The organism is Pelomonas cellulosilytica, assembly GCF_021353265.1.
Taxonomy (GTDB): domain Bacteria; phylum Pseudomonadota; class Gammaproteobacteria; order Burkholderiales; family Burkholderiaceae_C; genus Pelomonas; species Pelomonas cellulosilytica.
The window spans coordinates 97,519-115,714 of record NZ_JAJTWU010000006.1; the positions used below are offsets into that span (position 1 = coordinate 97,519).

Annotated in this window: 15 protein-coding genes; 6 read left to right on the top strand and 9 right to left on the bottom strand. The window is 70.1% G+C overall.

All coding sequences use genetic code 11. The annotated features are described in order from the left end of the window. The first annotated feature begins 6 nt into the window (after positions 1–6). From LXT13_RS15855 to LXT13_RS15865, 3 genes are read left to right on the top strand one after another with little or no spacing between them, the layout of a single operon-like run. Positions 7–207, top strand: a complete 201-nt coding sequence (locus LXT13_RS15855; protein ID WP_233372938.1) for a hypothetical protein — start codon at positions 7–9, stop codon at positions 205–207. After that, positions 204–1,499, top strand: a complete 1,296-nt coding sequence (locus LXT13_RS15860; protein WP_233372939.1) for a 3-deoxy-D-manno-octulosonic acid transferase — start codon at positions 204–206, stop codon at positions 1,497–1,499. Before LXT13_RS15855 ends, LXT13_RS15860 begins: the two co-directional genes overlap by 4 nt. Continuing rightward, positions 1,499–4,477, top strand: a complete 2,979-nt coding sequence (locus tag LXT13_RS15865) for a spermine/spermidine synthase domain-containing protein (RefSeq protein WP_233372940.1) — start codon at positions 1,499–1,501, stop codon at positions 4,475–4,477. The genes LXT13_RS15860 and LXT13_RS15865 overlap by 1 nt, the downstream gene beginning before the upstream one ends. Here LXT13_RS15865 and LXT13_RS15870 read toward each other — a convergent pair. From LXT13_RS15870 to LXT13_RS15900, 7 genes are all read right to left on the bottom strand, one after another. After that, the gene (locus tag LXT13_RS15870; RefSeq protein WP_233372941.1) at positions 4,467–5,798 is read right to left on the bottom strand and encodes a beta-lactamase family protein; all 1,332 of its coding nucleotides are present in this window, start codon (positions 5,796–5,798) and stop codon (positions 4,467–4,469) included. The genes LXT13_RS15865 and LXT13_RS15870 overlap by 11 nt on opposite strands. Then, a complete protein-coding gene (locus LXT13_RS15875) occupies positions 5,719–7,047 on the bottom strand; it encodes an RNA polymerase sigma factor (protein ID WP_233372942.1) in 1,329 nt (442 codons plus the stop codon). The genes LXT13_RS15870 and LXT13_RS15875 overlap by 80 nt, the downstream gene beginning before the upstream one ends. Beyond that, complete coding sequence (locus tag LXT13_RS15880) at positions 7,040–7,393, bottom strand: YciI family protein (RefSeq protein ID WP_233372943.1); 354 nt, start codon at positions 7,391–7,393, stop codon at positions 7,040–7,042. Before LXT13_RS15880 ends, LXT13_RS15875 begins: the two co-directional genes overlap by 8 nt. 103 nt (positions 7,394–7,496) lie before the next feature. Continuing rightward, complete coding sequence (locus tag LXT13_RS15885; protein WP_233372944.1) at positions 7,497–8,909, bottom strand: efflux transporter outer membrane subunit; 1,413 nt, start codon at positions 8,907–8,909, stop codon at positions 7,497–7,499. A 55-nt stretch (positions 8,910–8,964) separates the two neighbouring features. Then, entirely contained in the window at positions 8,965–10,548 is a 1,584-nt protein-coding gene (locus tag LXT13_RS15890; RefSeq protein WP_233372945.1) for a DHA2 family efflux MFS transporter permease subunit, read from the bottom strand. 159 nt (positions 10,549–10,707) lie between these two features. Further along, on the bottom strand, positions 10,708–11,811 hold the full coding sequence (locus LXT13_RS15895) for an HlyD family secretion protein (RefSeq protein WP_233372946.1): 1,104 nt from the start codon (positions 11,809–11,811) through the stop codon (positions 10,708–10,710). Between the two features lie 19 nt (positions 11,812–11,830). Then, positions 11,831–12,652, bottom strand: coding sequence for a pirin family protein (locus LXT13_RS15900; RefSeq protein ID WP_233372947.1), 822 nt, complete (start codon positions 12,650–12,652; stop codon positions 11,831–11,833). Positions 12,653–12,741: 89 nt separating this feature from the next. Here LXT13_RS15900 and LXT13_RS15905 point away from each other — a divergent pair, with 89 nt between their 5' ends. Further along, a complete protein-coding gene (locus LXT13_RS15905) occupies positions 12,742–13,656 on the top strand; it encodes a LysR family transcriptional regulator (protein WP_233372948.1) in 915 nt (304 codons plus the stop codon). A gap of 249 nt (positions 13,657–13,905) precedes the next feature. Here the strand turns inward: LXT13_RS15905 and LXT13_RS15910 are convergent, their stop codons facing one another. Further along, on the bottom strand, positions 13,906–14,139 hold the full coding sequence (locus tag LXT13_RS15910) for a hypothetical protein (RefSeq protein ID WP_233372949.1): 234 nt from the start codon (positions 14,137–14,139) through the stop codon (positions 13,906–13,908). 384 nt (positions 14,140–14,523) lie between these two features. Between LXT13_RS15910 and LXT13_RS15915 the strand changes: the two genes are divergently transcribed. Then, positions 14,524–15,318 carry a carbonic anhydrase gene (locus tag LXT13_RS15915; protein WP_233372950.1) on the top strand — a complete coding sequence of 265 codons (795 nt, stop codon included), beginning with the start codon at positions 14,524–14,526 and terminating at the stop codon, positions 15,316–15,318. Between the two features lie 2 nt (positions 15,319–15,320). On the opposite strand, the gene ligA is transcribed toward LXT13_RS15915, so the two are convergent. Beyond that, positions 15,321–17,354, bottom strand: coding sequence for an NAD-dependent DNA ligase LigA (gene ligA / locus LXT13_RS15920; protein ID WP_233372951.1), 2,034 nt, complete (start codon positions 17,352–17,354; stop codon positions 15,321–15,323). 31 nt (positions 17,355–17,385) lie between these two features. Here ligA and LXT13_RS15925 point away from each other — a divergent pair, with 31 nt between their 5' ends. Then, positions 17,386–17,904: a hemerythrin domain-containing protein gene (locus tag LXT13_RS15925; RefSeq protein ID WP_233372952.1), complete on the top strand. Its 519-nt coding sequence runs from the start codon at positions 17,386–17,388 to the stop codon at positions 17,902–17,904. The last annotated feature ends 292 nt before the right edge of the window (positions 17,905–18,196 follow it).

The following is an 18,196-nucleotide window of genomic DNA, read 5'->3' on the forward strand; positions in this document are numbered from 1 at the left end:
CACGCCATGAGCGGCTTCGGCTTGGTCGTCGCGATGCTAGGCGCGCTGCTGCTCTACATCGTGCCAGCCCTGCTCGCCATTGGCCATGTGCTGCGCCACGACCAGCCTCGCATCTGGTTCGTGGTGTTCCTCTGCATGCCGCTGGGCGGGCCGCTGCTCTACATGCTGTGGCCGAGGAACTCAGCTTCCCGCCCGCTCCGCCAATGACCGAGTGGCTCGCCAGCGCGGCCTACGCGGCCGTGCTGCGACTGCTGACGCCGTTCTACCTGCTGAGGCTGTGGCGACGCGGCGCACAGGAGCCGCTGTACCGCCATGCGCTGGGCGAACGACTGGGCTTCTATCCCCGCGGCGTCCTGCCCGCGCCGGGCCGGCTGTGGATCCATGCGGTGTCCCTGGGCGAGACGCGTGCGGCCAGTGCGCTCATCGCCGCGCTGCGCGAACGCGAGCCGGGCCTGCGGCTGCTGCTGACCCATTCCACCGCCACCGGCCGCGAGGCCGGCCAGGTGCTGCTGCGCGACGGCGACGCACAGGCCTGGCTGCCCTATGACACGCCTGGCGCGGTGAGGCGCTTCCTGCGCCACTGGCAACCGCGCATCGGCGTGTTGATGGAAACCGAAGTGTGGCCGACGCTACAGTGCGAGGCCCGCGCGGCGCGGCTGCCCATGGTGCTGGCCAACGCGCGGCTTTCCGAGAAGAGCCTGCGCCAGGGCCTGCGCTTTGCGGCGCTGATGCGGCCTGCGGCCCGGCGCATGACGCTGGCCCTCGCCCAGACCGAGGCCGACGCCGCACGGCTGCGCGCCATCGGCGCTCCTCGCGTGGAGGTGGCCGGCAACCTGAAGTACGACATCGCCATCGATGCCTCGCTCATCGCACGGGGCCGGGTATGGGCGACACAGGTTGGGCGGCCGGTGCTCATGCTAGCCGTCAGCCGCGAAGGAGAGGAGGCGGCACTGCTGGCCGAGTGGGCCAGGCAGCCCCAGCCTCGCCCCCTGCTGGCCATCGTGCCGCGCCACCCGCAGCGCTTCGACGAGATCGCCGCGCTCGTCGAAGGCACGGGCTTCACGCTCGCCCGTCGCAGCCGCTGGGGCGACGAACCGCCGCCCGAGGCGCAGCAGGCCGACGTCTGGCTGGGCGACTCGATGCGTGAGATGCCGCTGTACTACGGCCTCGCCGCCGTGGCGCTGCTGGGCGGCAGCTTCGAGCCGCTGGGCGGGCAGAACCTCATCGAGGCTGCCGCCTGCGGCTGCCCGGTCCTGGCCGGGCCCCACACCTTCAATTTCGCCGAAGCCACCGAGCTGGCGCTGGCGGCCGGAGCCGCCCAGCGCTGCGCCTCGCTGCCCGAGGCCGTCTCGCGCGGCGTCGCACTGTGTGCCGACGCACCGGCCCGCACCGCGATGGCAACGCAGGCGCTCGGTTTCTCAGCCGCCCACCGCGGTGCGGCGGCGCGCATGGCCGGGGCGCTCGATCTCGTCAGCTGGCAGACAAACGATAAGGTCTGATGAACGCCATCAACGCATTGCTGCAACTTGCCTTTCTGCTGTCTGGCTGCGCGGCGCTGATCTACCAGTCCATCTGGACGCATTACCTCGGGCTCACCCTCGGACACGCGGCCTATGCCCAGTCGCTGGTGCTGATGATGTTCATGGGCGGCATGGCCCTCGGCGCATGGGTCGTCAGTCGCATCACGACGCGGCTGCATCGGCCGGTGATGGCCTACGCCAGTGTGGAAACCCTGATCGGCTTGCTGGGCCTGGCCTTCCACGGCGTCTTCCTGGCCGTGACGCAGTGGAGCGAGGCGACAGTGCTGCCGGCCATCGGCAGTGCAGGCGGTGCCGCGCTCTGGCAGTGGCTGAGCGCAGCGCTGCTGATCACGCCGCAAACCGTGCTGCTGGGCGCCACGTTCCCGCTGATGGCCGCCGGTGTGCTCCGCCTTCCCGGCAGCGCCCAAGGCCGCACCCTGGGCGGCCTGTACTTCATCAACGGCCTGGGTGCTGCGCTGGGTGCGCTGTTGGCCACCTTCGTGCTGCTGCCACGCTGGGGCATGCCGGGAGCGCTGACGGCGGCGGGCTGGCTCAACCTGGCGGTCGCCGCGCTCAGCTGCGCCGCCGCGCGTGGGATGCATGGGCCGGAATCCGGCACTGGGCCCCAACCCACACCATCCGCCGCCGCGCCGGGCCGGCTGCTGCATGCGCTTCTGGCGGCGACATTCCTCTCCAGCGCTGCATCGTTCGCCTACGAGCTGGGCTGGGTGCGCATGCTCAACCAGGCGCTCGGCAGCAGCCTGCACAGCTTCGAGCTGATGCTGTCCGCCTTCATCCTGGGGCTGGCGTTGGGCGGGTTGTGGGTGCGGCAGGTCGGCGACCGCATCGCGGACCTCGTCCGCTATGCCGGCATCGTCCAGGTGCTGATGGCGCTGTGCGCGATGCTGTCCGTCGCGGTGCTGGGCAGCGCCTACCACTGGGTGCCATGGCTGATGACGGCGTTGGCCCGCAGCGCGGCCGGGTATGTGCTCTACAACGTCGCCACCGCAAGCATTGCCATGGTCATCATGGTGCCGGCCGCCTTTTTCGCCGGCATGACGCTGCCGCTCTTCACGGCCGCGCTGCTGCGCCGGGGCGCGGGCGAACGCGCGGTTGGCCAGATCTACGCGGCCAACACGCTGGGCGCGATCCTGGGCGTGCTGGTGGCCGCCCACGGTCTGATGCCGCTGATGGGTGTGAGCCTGATGCTGCTGCTGGCGGGTGCGCTAGACCTCGCCATCGGCCTGGCCCTCCTGCGCGTGTTGAGCCCGGGCCGCTGGACGCCCGCCGTCGCGGCAGCCGGCCTGCTGGGCGCCGGCACCCTAGGGACACTGCTGCAATGGGGGTTGCCGGACCGGCTGCTGCAGTCTGCCGGTGTTTTCCGATATGCCACCGACCAGCTGGACCAACGCGAGCTGCTGTTCTATCGCGATGGCGCGACTGCCAGCATTTCCGTCGTCCGACAACATGGCAAGCTCGTCATCGCCACCAATGGCAAGCCTGATGCCGCACTCAGCCCCCTCGTCCAGCGCCCCGGCCCCGACGAGTCCACGATGATGATGCTCGCCGCGCTGCCGCTCGCAGCCCATCCACGGCCAGAGGACGTGGCCCTCATCGGCTGGGGTTCGGGGCTCAGCACGCATGCAGTACTGGGGTCCGACAAGCCGAAGCGGGTGGACACGATCGAAATCGAGCCCGCGATGTGGGAAGGCGCCCGCATGCTGGCCCCGAACAACTCGCGCGCCTACCAGGACCCGCGCTCGAAGGTGCATTTCGAGGATGCCCGGGAATTTTTCGCCCGCGGCCAGCGGCAGTACGACGTCATCATTTCCGAGCCTTCCAACCCGTGGGTCAGCGGCGTGGCCAGCCTGTTCACCCACGAGTTCTATCGCCGCGTGCGCGCCAGCCTGAAGCCCGGCGGCATGCTGGTGCAGTGGGTGCATAGCTACGAGATGTCGGACCCGCTGCTGGCGCAGATGATCGCGGCGCTGTTGCAGTCCTTCCCGGACAGCGAGGTCTATGCCGCCAATTCAGCCGATCTGGTCATCCTCGCCCCGACCGCCGAGCTGCCGCCGCTCAGCGGCGAGCCCTGGCGCCAGCCGCTGCTCGCCGCCGAGCTGCGTCGTGTCGGCATGGGCTCGCCCGGCGACCTGGCGATGCGGCGCCTGGGCAGCTCGGCCCTGCTGCGCACCTATGTGCGCCTGAACGAGGCCGCGGCGCACTCCGACTTCTTCCCGACCGTCTCCCTGCAGGCCCCCCAGGAGCGCTTTGCCAACGCGAACGCAGCATTGATGCAACGGCTGGCCACGTCAGGCCCGCCCGTGCTGCAGGTGCTGGACTGCCGCCCCCGGCCAGGCCGCGAGCAGGGCCGCCTGGCGGTACGGGCGGATCAAATGATCGAGGCCCGGCAGCAGGCCTTGTGGGCGCTGGACCGTTGGGCCGGGCGCGTCATACCGGCGGCCCGCGGCAGTGACGTGAACCGGCAGGTGGACGCCCTCCTCACGCATCGCCGCGCCTCGACCCCGCTGGACGCGGATAGCCTGATGCTCTACCTGGCCAACCTCGCCAACAACCTGCTCCCGCATGGGCCCGAAGCGGAACAGCACGCGCTGTGGGACCAGGCCGGCTGGCGACGTGAACACCCCGACCTGCCGACGAAGGTGCATGACCAGCTCGCGCTCTACGACGCGACGGTACAGCGCGATTGGCCTGCCGCAGAGGCAGCCGCAAGCCGCCTGCTCGCCCGCCCGGCCGCGGAACTCCCCCCTGCGCTGCGCGAGCAGGCCCTGGTGCTGGGCATGCTCGCGGGCAAGGCGCAAGGCCAGGCGGCTGCCGTACGCGACTGGGAAGCACGCTGGGGTACCGCCGTCCCGGCGGGGCCGTTCGGCGCCACGCGCCGCTTCCTCAAGGCCTGGGAAGATGGCGGCGAACGCGCCTGCGCCGCCGCTAGTCCCTGACGAAGCGCAACGTGTTGCCGCCCTGGAACAACGTCAGCGCCCGAGCGTCTGAGTCGAACTCGATCTCTAGCGGCGTCACCTTCGCAAAGAAGCGCCGCAGCGACTTGGCGAACAGCTCGAACTCGCCCTGCCCCGTCGCCTGCGCGAAGAGCCGCGCGCCATCGGCGCGCACGCTGAGCTTGAACTGCGGGTTCAGCGCGTAGGAGCCAGCCAGCGGCCGGAGCTGGTCGGCCGGCAACTCGATGACCGCCTGCTGCACGACGGCCGGATAGCGCAGCGGCACGCTGCGGTCCAGCAGATGCAGCGCGAGATCGCCGACCGGCACTTGGGCATTGGCCAACACGACGGCGGCGCGCCCGCGCGACGGGTCCAGCCACAGTGAACTGCTGAAGCCGCCGGTACCACCGTCGTGGTTGAAGAGCGTGCGGCCGTTCAGCGGCGCCAGCAGCCAGGCCAGGCCGATAGGGTTGATCGGCGCGGCCCCGTCCGCATGCCGGCGCAGGCACCGGTCGAAGGCCTCGCGCAACGGCCCGTTGTCGCGCCCCATCGCCACCTCGGCGTAGCGCAGCAGGCCTCGCGCCGAGCCGTGCAGCGCCCCCGCGCCCGCAGCGGCGCTCTGGAAATGCCAGGCCGGCACAGGCATGCCCTGTGCGTCATGCCCCTGCAGCAGCGCCGGCCGGGCAAAGCCGATGTGCCCCTCCAGCCGCAGCGGCTGCAGCACGCGCCGCGTTAGCAGCGTTGCGTAGTCGGTGCCCTGGCGTAGCGCCAGGGCATGGCCCAGCAGGCCGAAGCCGAGGTTGGAGTATTCAAAGCGGCTGTCGCGCGGCACCTGCGGTTGCCAGCCCTTCAGGAACAGGCGCAGCGCCGCCCAGTCGTAGTCGGCGTATGGGTCGCCAGCGTTCGCGGGGCGCATGTTCGACGCCACCCGCGGCAGGCCGGAGCGGTGCGTCGCCAAGTCCACCCAGCGGATGGGCTGGTCGACGCTGTCGCGCAGCCTCAGGCCATCGGGCAACGCGGCCTCGACGGCGTCGGTCAGCGCCAGTTCGCGCCGCACGACGGCATCGGCCAGCAGCAGCGCGGTGAAGGTCTTCGTGATGGACCCGATCTCGAACGGGCTGTCGGCGTCGGGCGGCGGGCCGACCTTGGCGGCGCCGGCGAACCGGGCCTGGCCGGCATCGAGACGGCCCGCGGCCAACGCCACCCCGTCCTGTTTCAGCCGCGCGTCCAGCAGCGGCTGCAGGTCATCCGCCGCAGCTTGCGTCGGCAGCGTCAGTGCCAGGCTGCCCGTCGTGAGCCATGCCTGCCGTCGGGTCATCCACATCCTGAGGCCTCCGTGGTGCGGCAGCATAACGGGCCTCTGCCGCGGCACGGCGCCGCAGCAGGAAGCGCCGGATCGCGTCGTCGCGGCACAGCGCTGCGGCCCGGCCGTAGGCGTCGGCGGCACCGGTGGCGCCGCGTTGCTGCAGCAGCTCGGCGCGCAGCGCCCAGTAGGGCTGGTGGTCGGCCACGAGCGCGTCGTCCAGCGCTGCCAGCAACGGCCAGGCGGCCTCGGCGCCCTGCCAGCGCGCCAGCGCGCCGATGTGGCCCAGCTGCAGGCCCAGCGTGGGCCAGCGCGACAGCAGCCCCTGGTAGAGCAGCGTCAGCGTCTGCCAGTCCGTGCGGCCGGTGTCGGCGCGGCGGGCGTGGACAGACTGGACGGCCGCCTCCAGCTGATAGCGGCCCAGCTGGCCGGCGCGACTGGCATGAGCCAGTACGTCGGCTGCCTGCTGCATCAGTTCACGGTCCCAGCGCTGCACGTCCTGCTCGTCCAGCGGCACGAAGGCGCCGTCGGCATCTCGTCGCGCACGGCGCCGGCTTTCGCAGAACAGCAACAAGGCGAGCAAGCCCAGCGCTTCCGGCTGCGGCAGCCGCTCGGCCAGCAGCCGCACCAGCGCCACCGCGTCAGGCAGCGGGCCGGCGGCATCCTCCCACGCCAGGCCATAGGCGCCATAGAGGGCGTCCAGCACCGCCGGCAGCCGCGCGGGCAGCTGCGGTTCAGCGGGCACCTCGAAGGCCATACCGGCGTCGCGGATCTTGGTCTTGGCGCGCGACAACCGCTGGCCCAGCGCCGCCGGGCTGACGAGAAACAGTCCCGCCATGCGCTCCACCGGCACGCCCATGACGACCTGCAGCATCAGTGGCGTGTGCACGGCACGGTCAATGGCGGGATGCGCGCAGACGAACAGCAGCTTCAGCCGCTCGTCGGGGAAGTCGGCTTCGCTCGGCGTCGGGCCCGCATCGGCCGGCTGCGCTTGCAGGTGCAGCCAGTCCTGCGCGAAGGCGTCGTGCACCTGCGCGTGGCGGCGCTCGTCGCGCCAGCGGTTGCGGGCGACCGTGAGCAGCCAAGCCGCCGGGTTGGCGGGCACGCCTCGGGCCGGCCAGCTCGCAAGTGCCTGCAGCGCCGCGTCGGCTACGGCGTCTTCCGCGGCTGCAATGTCGCGGCTGCGCGCGGCCAGCAGCGCGACGAGGCGGGCGCGGTCGGCCCGCAGCGTGGCGGCCAGCGCCGCGTCCGCGCCGACGGCGTCAGTCACGGGGCAGGTTGGGCCGAACCTCGACGACGATGCCCGGCCGGTCCGGGAAGCGCGCCGCCCACTTCAGCGCCGCATCCAGGTCGGGCACGTCGACGACGAAGTAGCCGCCCAGCATCTCCTTGGTGTCGGCCACCGGGCCGTCGTGCAACACCAGTTCACCCTTGACGCGGCGCAGCGTCGTGGCGGTTGCCGGCGGTTGCAGGCCCGCGCCACTGACGAAGACGCCGCCGTCCTTCAGTGCCTGCAGATAGGCCATCGTGCCGCCCCAGTAGGCGGCCTGGCGCTCAGGGTCGTTGCGCGCGGCAAAGCCATCGGCGGTCTCGAAGATCTGGATCGTGTAGTGCATGGCGTCGTCCTTTCGGCAAGTGTGGCAGGGCGAAGGGGCATGGGCTCCTTCGCGCCGATGACGCGCCAGGCGGGCCCGTTTCGACAACGGACCGCACTTTTTCTCAGCCGCCGGGGCCGGCGGGTGTCCAGCCCCCGCCCAGCGCCTTGACGAGCTGGGCCGTCGCCGCCCACTGCGCGCCGCGCAGTTGGGCCAGCGCGCGCTCGGTCGCCAGCGGCGTGCGTTCGGCCTCGGTCACGTCCAGGTAGCTGACCGCGCCCTGGTCATAGCGACTGCGGGCCACCTTCAACGCCTCTCCGGCGGACGCCAGCGTGCGGTTCTGCGCCGTCACGACGGCCGCGCGCCCCTGCAGCTCGGCCAGCGCATCGTCCACCTCGCGCAAGGCCTGCAGCATGCGCCCGCGGAAGGCGGCCAGCGATTCGTCGACCTGGGTCTTCGCACCGGCCAGGTTCGCCTGGTTGCGGCCGCCGTCAAAGATCGGCAGCGAAATGCTGGGGCCCACGTTGTAGAGCCGTGCCGGCGCGGAGATTAGGTCGCCCAGCTCCTTGCTCTGGTAGCCGAAGCTGCCGGTCAGGCGGATGGACGGGTAGAACGCCGCCTCGGCGATGCCGACCTGGGCCGTCGCCGCATGCAGCTGCGCGAGGCTTTGCGCCAGGTCGGGGCGGCGCTGGAGCAGCTCCGATGGCAGGCCTGCGCGGATCTGCGGCGGTGTCGCCAGCGGCGCGGCCTGCAACTTGAGCCCGGCCGCCGGCTGGCCGGTCAGTGCGGCGAGCTGGTTCAGGACGAGGGCCTCGCGGCGCGGCAGGTCGGCCAGGTCGGCGTCGGCGGCGGCCAGTTCGGCGCGCACCCGCTCCAGGTCCTGCGTCGTGGAAGCGCCAGCATCGAAGCGGGTTTGCGCCACCTGGAAAGCCTTGGCGCGGCTGTCACGCAGCCGCTGCAGCGCGTTGGCCTCGTCGGCCAGCGCACGCCATTGCCAGTAGGCAGCGGCCACGTCGGCCGTCAGCGCCACGCGGGCTGCCGCAGCGTCAAGCGTGGACGCATCGAGCTGCGCCTGTGCGGCCTCGGCCTGGCGCTTCACGCGGCCCCACAGGTCGATTTCCCAGCCGAGCGAGGCCTGGATGCCCGTCTGCGTGCCGTCGAAGATGATGGGCTGGCCGCCGAGGACCGGCGTCGTGACTGACTTGGCCGAGGTGCGCAGGTCGGTGACGCTGGCGCCGACGTCCAGCCGCGGCCGCTCGTCGGCCCGCGTTGCGCCGAAAACGGCGCGGGCGCGTTCGATGCGCGCCGCCGCGGCGGCCAGCGTCGGGCTGGCCTGCAGCGCCTGGCCTTCGAGGGCATTCAGCTGGGCGTCGTCGAACATCAGCCACCAGTCGCGCTGCAGTTCGGCGCCGGCGGGCGATGCCGCGCGGTAGGCGGCCGGCGCGTGGGCAGCGGGGGCCTCGTAGTTGGGGCCAACCGTCGTGCAGGCGGCCAGCACGGCAGAGGTCAGCAGCGTCAGGACAAACTTGGCATTCATTTCATTCTCCGAACCGGAGGGTGGGGTCCGGCGGCAGTCAGGTCGTGGCGGGGTGTCAGTGCGCGGCTTCGGCGGACGCCGCACCACCCAGCACCTTGTTGGTCATCCAGACGATGACGACGCAGCTCAGCAGCGCCAGGCCCAGGATCAGGAAGGCGTCGTTGTATGCCATGACGAAGCTGTCGCGGCGGACGACGTTGTCCAGGGCCTTGACGGCCATGTCCTGCGCCGTGGCGAGGTCGAATCCCTTGGCCGAGAAGTTCTGCGCGAGCGCATCCAGCCGCGCCTGCGTGGCTGGGTCGTAGGCGCTGACGGCCTCGCCGATGCGGGCGCTGTGCAGGTGTTCGCGGTTGGTCAGCATCGTGGAAAGCGTGGCGATGCCCACCGAGCCGCCGAGATTGCGCATCATGCTGAACATGCCGGCCGCACTGGACAGCAGCTGCGGCGCGATGCCGTTCACGGCGAAGTTCGTCAGCGTGATGATGATGAACGGCTGGCCCAGAGCACGCACGATTTGCGCTGCGATCAGCTCGGGGCCGGCGGTGTCCGCGCTCATGTGGGTGTTCATGAAGCAGGAAGCGGCGAACAGCACCAGGCCCACGCTCATCATGATCCGGTTGTCCAGCTTGGTGGACAGCTTGGCGGCGAATGGCATGACGAACAGCTGCGGCAGGCCCATCCACATGATGACGAGGCCGATCTGCATCGGCGTGTAGTTCGCGATCTGGCCCAGGTACAGCGGCAGCACGAAGGCCGAGCCGTAGAGGCCCATGCCGGTCGTGAACGCGATGACGGACGCGATCAGGAAGCTGGGCCGGCTCAGGATGTGCAGGTCGATGAAGGTGTTCTTGCGCGTCAGGCCACGCCAGGCCCAGCCGTAGAGGCCCACCACCGCCAGCACGGCAGCCGTGATGATGAAGTGGCTCTGGAACCAGTCCTTGGCATTGCCCTCCTCCAACATCGCGGTCAGCGAGCCCAGGCCCATGGCCATGAAGATGATGCCCAGCCAGTCGACCTCGCGCAGCAACCGCAGCTTCATCGGCTCCTTTTCCAGGCCAATGGACACGCCCAGCATCAGCAGCACGCCCGGCACCCAGTTGATGTAGAAAATGCTGGGCCAGCCGTACAGCTCGGTCAGGTATCCGCCCACCGTCGGGCCTAGCGTGGGCGCGAGCGTGGCCGTCATGCCGAACAGCGCCAGGCCGATGGGCCGCTTCTTCAGCGGCAGCTTGCGCGTGACCAGCGTCATCGCCATCGGAATCATGACGCCACCTGTGAAGCCCTGCGCCGCGCGGAAGGCGATCATGCTCTCCAGGCTCCAGGCCATGCCGCATAGCGTGCTGAAGACCAGGAACAGCGCCACGTTGACGACCAGGTAGCGCCGGGTGGAGAACACCATGGCCAGGAAGCCGGCCAGCGGAATAACGACGATCTCGGAGACGAGATAGGCGCTGGAGATCCAGCTGCCCTCTTCCTGCGTGGCCGACAGCGCGCCGAGGATGTCGCGCAACGACGAGTTCGTGATGGCGATGTCCAGCACCGCCATGAAGGCCCCCAGCAGGCTGGACAGCACGGCCAGCCACGTGCGGCCGCTGACCTTCTGGTCGGGCGGCGGCGGGAGATAGTTTTCATTGCCCATGTCAGTAATCCGTCGAGCCGGGGTTCATGGATTTGCGGGCCCGGCGCCGGGCCGCTCCCAAGCCGGCCCGCGTCGAGCGATGTGCTTGCCGGGCGACCCGGCTAGCATCGCCGTCCCCGCGGGGGACCGGCCAAGATACTTCTTGGACACGGGGCTCCATCACTCGGCGATTTCGACTTCCACCTGCACCGACAGCCCCGGCACGATGCGCGTGGCCTGCTCGCCGAGCGCCTGCAGACTTTCGGGCTCGAACACGACCTTGACCGGCACGCGCTGGACGATCTTCGTGAAGTTGCCGGTGGCGTTGTCCGGCGGCAGCAGCGCGAAGCTGGCGCCCGACGCCGGCGCGAAGCTGTCGACATGGGCTTGCAGTTCGCGGCCCGGGAAGGCGTCGACCTTGACGCGCACCTTCTGGCCCGGCTTCATCTTCGCGAGCTGCGTTTCCTTGAAATTGGCGACGACCCAGGTCTCGGTCTCCACGATGGCGGCCAGTTGCTGGCCCGGCTGAACGCGCTGGCCCACCTCGACCGTGCGCTTGCCGATGCGGCCATCCGCCGCGGCGCGCACCTCGGAGTAGCCGACCTGGTTCTGTGCGTCCTTCAACAGGGCCTGCGTCGCACTCTTCTGCGCGGTGGCCGACTGCCGGGCGCTCTCTGCGGCGGCAATGGCTTCCTTCGCGGCATTGGCGCTGGCCTTGCGCGCGGCCAGGTCGGCGCGTGCCACCTCGCGGGCGGCCAGCGCCGCGTCCAGCTCCTGCTTGCTCGTCGCACGCAACTCGGCACCGAACAAGGCCTGGCTGCGCTTGGCCTCCAGCTCCGTGCGCGCCAGCACGGCCTCGGCCTGGGCGACCTGCGACGTCGTGGCTGCCGCCTGGGCACGGGCCTGAGCGATCTGCGCGCCGCTGGCGGTGATCGCCGCGTCGGCCTGGGCGATCTGCGCCTTCAGCCGCTCAACTTGCACGGCTGCGTCGGCCGGGTCCAGCCGCAGCAGCACGTCGCCCGCCTTGACGGGCGCGTTGTCGCGCATATGCAGCTCCGTGACGACACCGGCCACCCGCGTGGCCACTGGGTGGAGGCGGCCGGCGACATAGGCGTTGTCGGTTTCGACGAGATGCTGGGCGCGCCACCACATGCGGCCGCCGAGGCCCAGACCACCGGCCAGCAGCAACGCGCCGATGACGAGCAGCGGCACGGGCGGGCCGCTCTTGCCTGCGGTAGGGGCGATGGGCGTGGGCACGTTGTCATCGGCCTGGGGAGCGTTCATCTCGGGTCCTGTCTATTCGTCAGATGTTGGGGGTGTTGCGGGGGCAGAGTCGGCCCATGCCGCCGCTCTGGAAGCGCTGCAGCGCGGCCACGACCTGGGCCTCATCGCTCATGACGAAGGGGCCGTGGCAGACGACTGCCTCGCGCAGCGGCCGGCCGCTGAAGCAGGCCAGCCGCAGAGGTTCTTCGGCCGTAATCCGGGCGCGGCCTGCCTCGTCGAGGCTGAAGGCACGGCCCGCCGTCAGCGGCAATGCTGCGGCACGGCCGCTGCCTCGGATGACCAGGGCAAAGCCCTGCTCACCGGCAGCCAGCGTGATGTTGAAGCCGGCGCCAGCGTCGATATCGACGACCCTGAGCGCTGCAGGCGACGGCAGATTCAGCCCGGTCTCGCCACCGAAGACCTGCACGGCACGCCAGCCGGCGCCCGTGCGCACGGGCATTTGCGCTGGCGAGAGTCGCATGATGGCGGGTGGGCAGAGCTTCAGCGCGGCCGGCAGGTTCAAGAAGATCTGCAGGCCGTGCGCCTCACGCCCCGAGTCGGCGGGCACCTCGTCGTGCATGAGGCCCCGGCCGGCCAGCGTCCAGTGCAGACCGCCGGGCGGGATGACGTGCTCGCCGCCGAGTGAATCGCGGCTCAACACGCCGGTGGCCGAGTCGGCAAAGAGATAGGTCACCGCCGAGAAGCCGGCATGCGGATGGGGCGCGAACGCGGCCTCGCGCATGCGGAAGTGGTCAACCCGGATGAACGGGTCGAGCAGCGTTGCGGGCTCGCGCCAGCCGTCGGCCTCGAAGCCGTCACCGATGCGGTGGCGCTGGGACTGCAGCAGGCGGGGTGTTGACATGATGGCCGCGACTGTAGAGAGTTCCATTTTTCGCGCATAGCCACAAACGGCGAACGCACTGTTCCAGAAACGAAACGAAACAAACCGACATGAAAGTCGATGACCTGTTGCTGTTGGCGCAGGTGCAGCGGGCGGGCTCCCTGTCTGCCGCATCCCGGTTGATGGACCTGCCCAAGGCAACGCTGAGCCGGCGCCTCACGGCGCTTGAGACCTCGGTGGGCGCGCGGCTGTTCGTCCCGGGCGCCGCACGGCTCACGCTGACGGAACTGGGCGAACAGCTGGCCGAACGCGCCCAGCGCCATGAAGACGACATCGCGGAGACGCGTGAATGGCTGGCCTCGCGCGACGCCACGCCGCAGGGCAAGCTACGCGTGTCGGTGCCCGCGGAGTTCGCGATGCTGTTGCTGGCGGACAGTTTTGCCCGCTTCGTGCGGCGCTATCCCAGAGTGGATTTGGAGGTTGACACGACGCCGAGGCACGTCGACCTCTTCAACGAACCCTACGACGTGGCGGTGCGCGCCGGCCCGGTGGACGAGCCGGAACTGGTTGCGCGGCTGTACATGCAGCTGGAGCGCGGGCTGTACGCCAGCCCCGTCTACCTGCAGGCGCGGCACGCGCCGCTGACGCCGGCCGACCTGGCCGCGCACGATTTCGTCGCGCTGACGCAGGCGAAGGACGTCAACAAGCGGCTGCGCAATGGCAAGCAGACCGTGGACGTGCCGATGCGCGGACCGCTGGAGGCGAACTCCATCGGCCTTGTGCTGTCGATGGCGCGGGCCGGCGGCGGCATCGGCAGCTTCCCGTTCGGCATGGTGGCGTCCGACGTCGAGGCCGGCACGCTGGTGCGGGTGCTGCCGGACTGGGGCTACGAGCCGCTACCCGTCTACCTGCTGACGGCCAGCCGACGGCTGATGCCCGCCAAAACGCGGGCCTTCATCGACCACCTGTTCGAGACCAAGCCCGACTGGGCCAAGGCCCAGCCGATGCCTAAGCTCAGGCGTTGAGGCCCAAAGACGCCTGGCGATCGGCCGAGGCACCGACAGGCCGCGCAGGCGACCAACGGCAGCCAGCGCTGCCAGCACGAGCGGCAATGTGGCGGGCTCGGGCAACTGGCCAAGCGAGACCGCCACGCCGACCGAAGAACGGACAGCCACGGCACTCGCGACGGACGGAACCTGCCAGACGTAGTCACACGCCATGTCAGCGCCCGCGTCACAGCCGAATTCCGGATACGGCGCGTGGCTCGGGCTCGTTCAGTAGCCGCCCCAGTCGCCCGCCCTGGCGCCGCCCACAGCCAGACCCGATACCCAGCCGGTCGCAACCGGGAAGGTGGTAAACGTCAAGCGGTTCCAGTCATGGAACCACAGCAACCGGGCCTCGGTATCCAGCACCTGCTGTCCATCCGGCTGCAGCACGAGCGCAGGCCGGGCAGTGCCTGACAGCTCCAGACAGGCCGCCAGGCCCCACAGTGATGTCTTCCAGTCCATGCGCGCCCCCGGACGTTTTTGCCATGGCGAACAGTCTGCGCGTCGTGCGACCGCCCTGCCCTTCGCAAGAACTGGCTACTGCCCCCGCGCAGGCTGGGGGTCCTGGCTTCCACCAGCTGGCGCGCAGACCGGGACCTATTGCACGAATCGCCGCCTTCGCTCCTGCTTGCGATAGCGGAACGCACCTATAAAGCGACCCGACCAGATGTGCGTCACAACCTCAGAAGTCACGCAACTTCGCATCGGCCACACGAAAACATCACCGAGCAGGGGAATGCTGCTCGGCCTGTTCCGGTGCCTGCCTGGCCGGTGGCGACGTTCGGTCGCACGAGCGGCCACGGACCGGCAGAACAGCCCCTACTTGAAACACGACGGAGAACTTCCATGACATCAGCCCAACGACTTCGCCTGCTGGCTCTGGCTGCCGCGGCAGCACTACCCATGCTGCCCGCCACCAGCTTCGGCGCCGAACCGGCCGCCCACTCGGGCCACCACCCGACGCACTGGAGCTACGGCGGCGCGACCGGCCCGGCCCAATGGGCCAGCGTCGACGAGAAGTTCGGCACCTGCGCGATCGGGCAGACCCAGTCGCCGATCGACATCCGCACCGCCGATGTGCAGACGGCCGCGCTGCCGGCCATCAACTTCGACTACAAGCCGACGCCGCTGAAGATCATCGACAACGGCCACACCGTGCAGGTTAACGTCGCGCCGGGCAGCTCGATCACGGTCGGAGACAGTCGCTACGAGCTGCTGCAGTTCCACTTCCACAAGCCCAGCGAGGAGCGCATCAACGGCAAGGCCTATCCGCTGGTGGCTCACCTCGTGCACAGGAGCGACGCGGGCCAGCTGGCCGTCGTCGCCGTGCTGCTGGACAAGGGCGCCCGGCATCCGCTGATCCAGGCCGTGTTCGACAACCTGCCCAAGACCCGGGAGCAGGAGACGCCCGTGCCGGGCATCGGCATCGACCTGAGCGCCCTGCTCCCGGAGAACCGCGCGTACTACAACTTCGCCGGCTCGCTGACCACGCCGCCGTGCAGCGAAGGCGTGAACTGGTTCGTGCTGAAGACGCCGGTCCAGGTGTCGGCCGAGCAGATCGGCCGCTTCGGCCGCGCCTATGCGATGAACGCCCGGCCGGTGCAGCCGCTCAACGGCCGGGTCATCAAGGCCAGCGAGTAAGTTCAGCCTGCGGCTAAGAGCAGGGCCTGCAGGCCGGCCTCGTCGAGCACCGGTACGCCCAGCGTGCGGGCCTTCTCGAGCTTGCTGCCTGCCTCTTCGCCGGCGATCACATAGCTCGTCTTCTTGGACACCGAGCCGCTGACCTTGCCGCCGGCGGCCTCGATGAGGGCCTGCGCCTCGTCGCGCGTCAGCGTCGGCAGCGTGCCGGTCAGCACCAGCGTCTTGCCCAGCAAGCGCCGCGGGCGATCGTCGCCCTCGCCTTCGCTCTCCCGCGGCGCGACGCCGGCGGCCAGCAACTGTTCGATGACCTCAACGTTGTGCTGCTGGGCAAAGAAGGTGTGCACGCTGGCGGCGACGATAGGGCCTACGTCGGGCACTTCCAGTAGTTGCTCGACGCTGGCGTTCATCAGCTTGTCCAGCGTACCGAAATGCCGTGCCAGGTCCTTGGCGGTCGTCTCGCCCACCTGGCGGATACCCAGAGAAAGCAAGAAGCGCGCGAGCGTCGGCGTCTTGCTCTTCTCCAGTGCGTCGACCAGGTTCTGCGCGCTCTTCTCCGCCATGCGCTCCAACACGGCCAGCTTGGCGACGCCCAGCTTGTAGAGGCCCGGCAGGCTCTGCACGATGCCCGCATCGACGAGTTGCTCGACGAGCTTGTCGCCCAGCCCCTCGATGTCCATCGCGCGGCGGCCGGCGAAGTGCAGGATGGCCTGCTTGCGCTGCGCCGGGCAGAACACGCCGCCGGTGCAGCGGTACTCGATGCCGCCCTTCTCGCGCACCACGTCGCTCCGGCAGACCGGGCAGTGGCGCGGCATGTGGAAGTTGAGTACGTAAGCCGGCCGCTCGCCGGGCACGCGTCCGACGACCTCGGGAATGACGTCACCCGCGCGCCGGATGACGACCTTGTCGCCCACTCGCACGCCCTTGCGGCGCATCTCGAAGACGTTATGCAGCGTCGCGTTGCTGACCGTCGTGCCGCCGACGAATACCGGCTCCAGCCGCGCCACCGGCGTCAGCTTGCCGGTCCGGCCGACCTGCACGTCGATGGCCAGCAGCGTCGTCACCTGCTCCTGCGCCGGGTACTTGTGCGCGACCGCCCAGCGCGGCTCGCGCGTCTTGAAGCCCAGCCGCTGCTGATGTTCCCGGCTGTCGACCTTGTAGACGACGCCGTCGATGTCGAACGGCAGCGCGTCGCGCGCCGCCGCGACGCGCTGGTGGAAGGCCATCAGCCCGGCCGGCCCGCGCGCGACCTCGCGCAGGTCGTTGACGGGCACGCCGAAGGCAGCAAGCGCATCCAGCAGGCCGGACTGCGTGGCCGGCAACGCCCAGCCCCGCACCTCGCCAATGCCGTAGGCATAGAAGCTCAGCGGCTTGTCGCGCGCCTGGCGCGAGTCAAGCTGGCGGATCGCGCCGGCGGCGGTGTTGCGCGGATTGACGAAGGTCTTCTCGCCCTTGGCACGCTGGCGCTCGTTCAACGCCTCGAAGGCGTCGCGCCGCATGTAGACCTCGCCGCGCACCTCCAGCACCTGCGGTGCGTCGCCACGCAGCCGCAGCGGGATCTGGCCGATGGTGCGCACGTTGTGCGTCACGTCCTCACCGGTCTCGCCGTCGCCGCGCGTGGCGGCCTGCACCAGCACGCCGGCCTCGTAGCGCAGGTTGATGGCCAGGCCATCGAACTTCAGCTCGGTGTTGTAGTCCACCGGCGGGTCCGCGTCGGTCAGCCCCAGCTCACGGCGCACGCGCGCGTCGAACGCGATGGCGCCGCCTTCGGTCGTGTCGGTCTCCGTCGTGATCGACAGCATGGGCACGGCATGGCGCACTGGCGTCAGCCCCGGCAGCACGGCGCCGATGACGCGCTGGGTTGGCGAGTCGGCCGTCTGCAGCTCGGGATGCGCGGCTTCCAGCGCCTGCAACTCCTGGAAGCGCTTGTCATACTCGGCGTCCGGCAGCTCGGGCGCATCGAGCACGTAGTACAGGTGGGCGTGATGGTGGAGCAGATCGCGCAGCTCTTGTGCGCGCTGGGCAGGGGTCGCGGTCATAAGGGCATTGTCGCGGCCGGAGAATCGCCGGATGAGCTCCCGTACCGTCCTACATGCCGGCCCGGCCGTCGGCTTCGACCAACCCTTCGAGATGCTGGCCGCCTGCCACGAGCGGGTGCGACGCACGTTGGACCTGCTGCAGCGCCTGCAGGCGCATGTGCAGTCCCACGGCGCTGACGCCCAGGCGCAGAGCGCGGCGACGGACGTGTTGCGCTACTTCGACATCGCCGGTCCGGCCCACCACGAGGACGAAGAGCGCCACGTGCTGCCCCGGCTGCGCGAGGCCGGCGAAGCGACGCTGGCCGACCGGCTGGCGGCGGATCATCGCGAGATGACGCGGCTGTGGACCTCGATCCGTGCGCCGCTGCAGTCCTGGGCCGCTGGACAACCGGCGCTCCTGGATACCGACCTGTTGGCCGCCTACTCCCGCAGCTACGAGGATCATCTGAGCGTTGAGGATGCGCGGGCGTTCGCGATCGCTCGCGCTGCCACGGAGCCCTCGGCGCTGAAGCCCATGGGGGAAGAAATGGCCGCAAGGCGCCAACGCTGACGGCGCCGTCGCCAAACGCCGACATGTCAAGCCGTGCGCTTGCCCGCGCCCGGTGGAAGTCCTTCGGCACCACGGGCCCGCCCCAGTTCCGCAGCACGACTTGAGAGCGCTACCATCGCCGCCCAGGCCGGCCGGGCTCCCCGGCATGACCTTCCCGGTTCCGCACAGCGTGCACCGGGATCGGCTCGATCCACGGAGATGGTGCGGTATGGATCGATCCACCCCATCCACCACCGTCCGCCTCCTCGCGGGGCGGCTGCTTCATGGACGATCCAGTGACCACTTCCGCCGC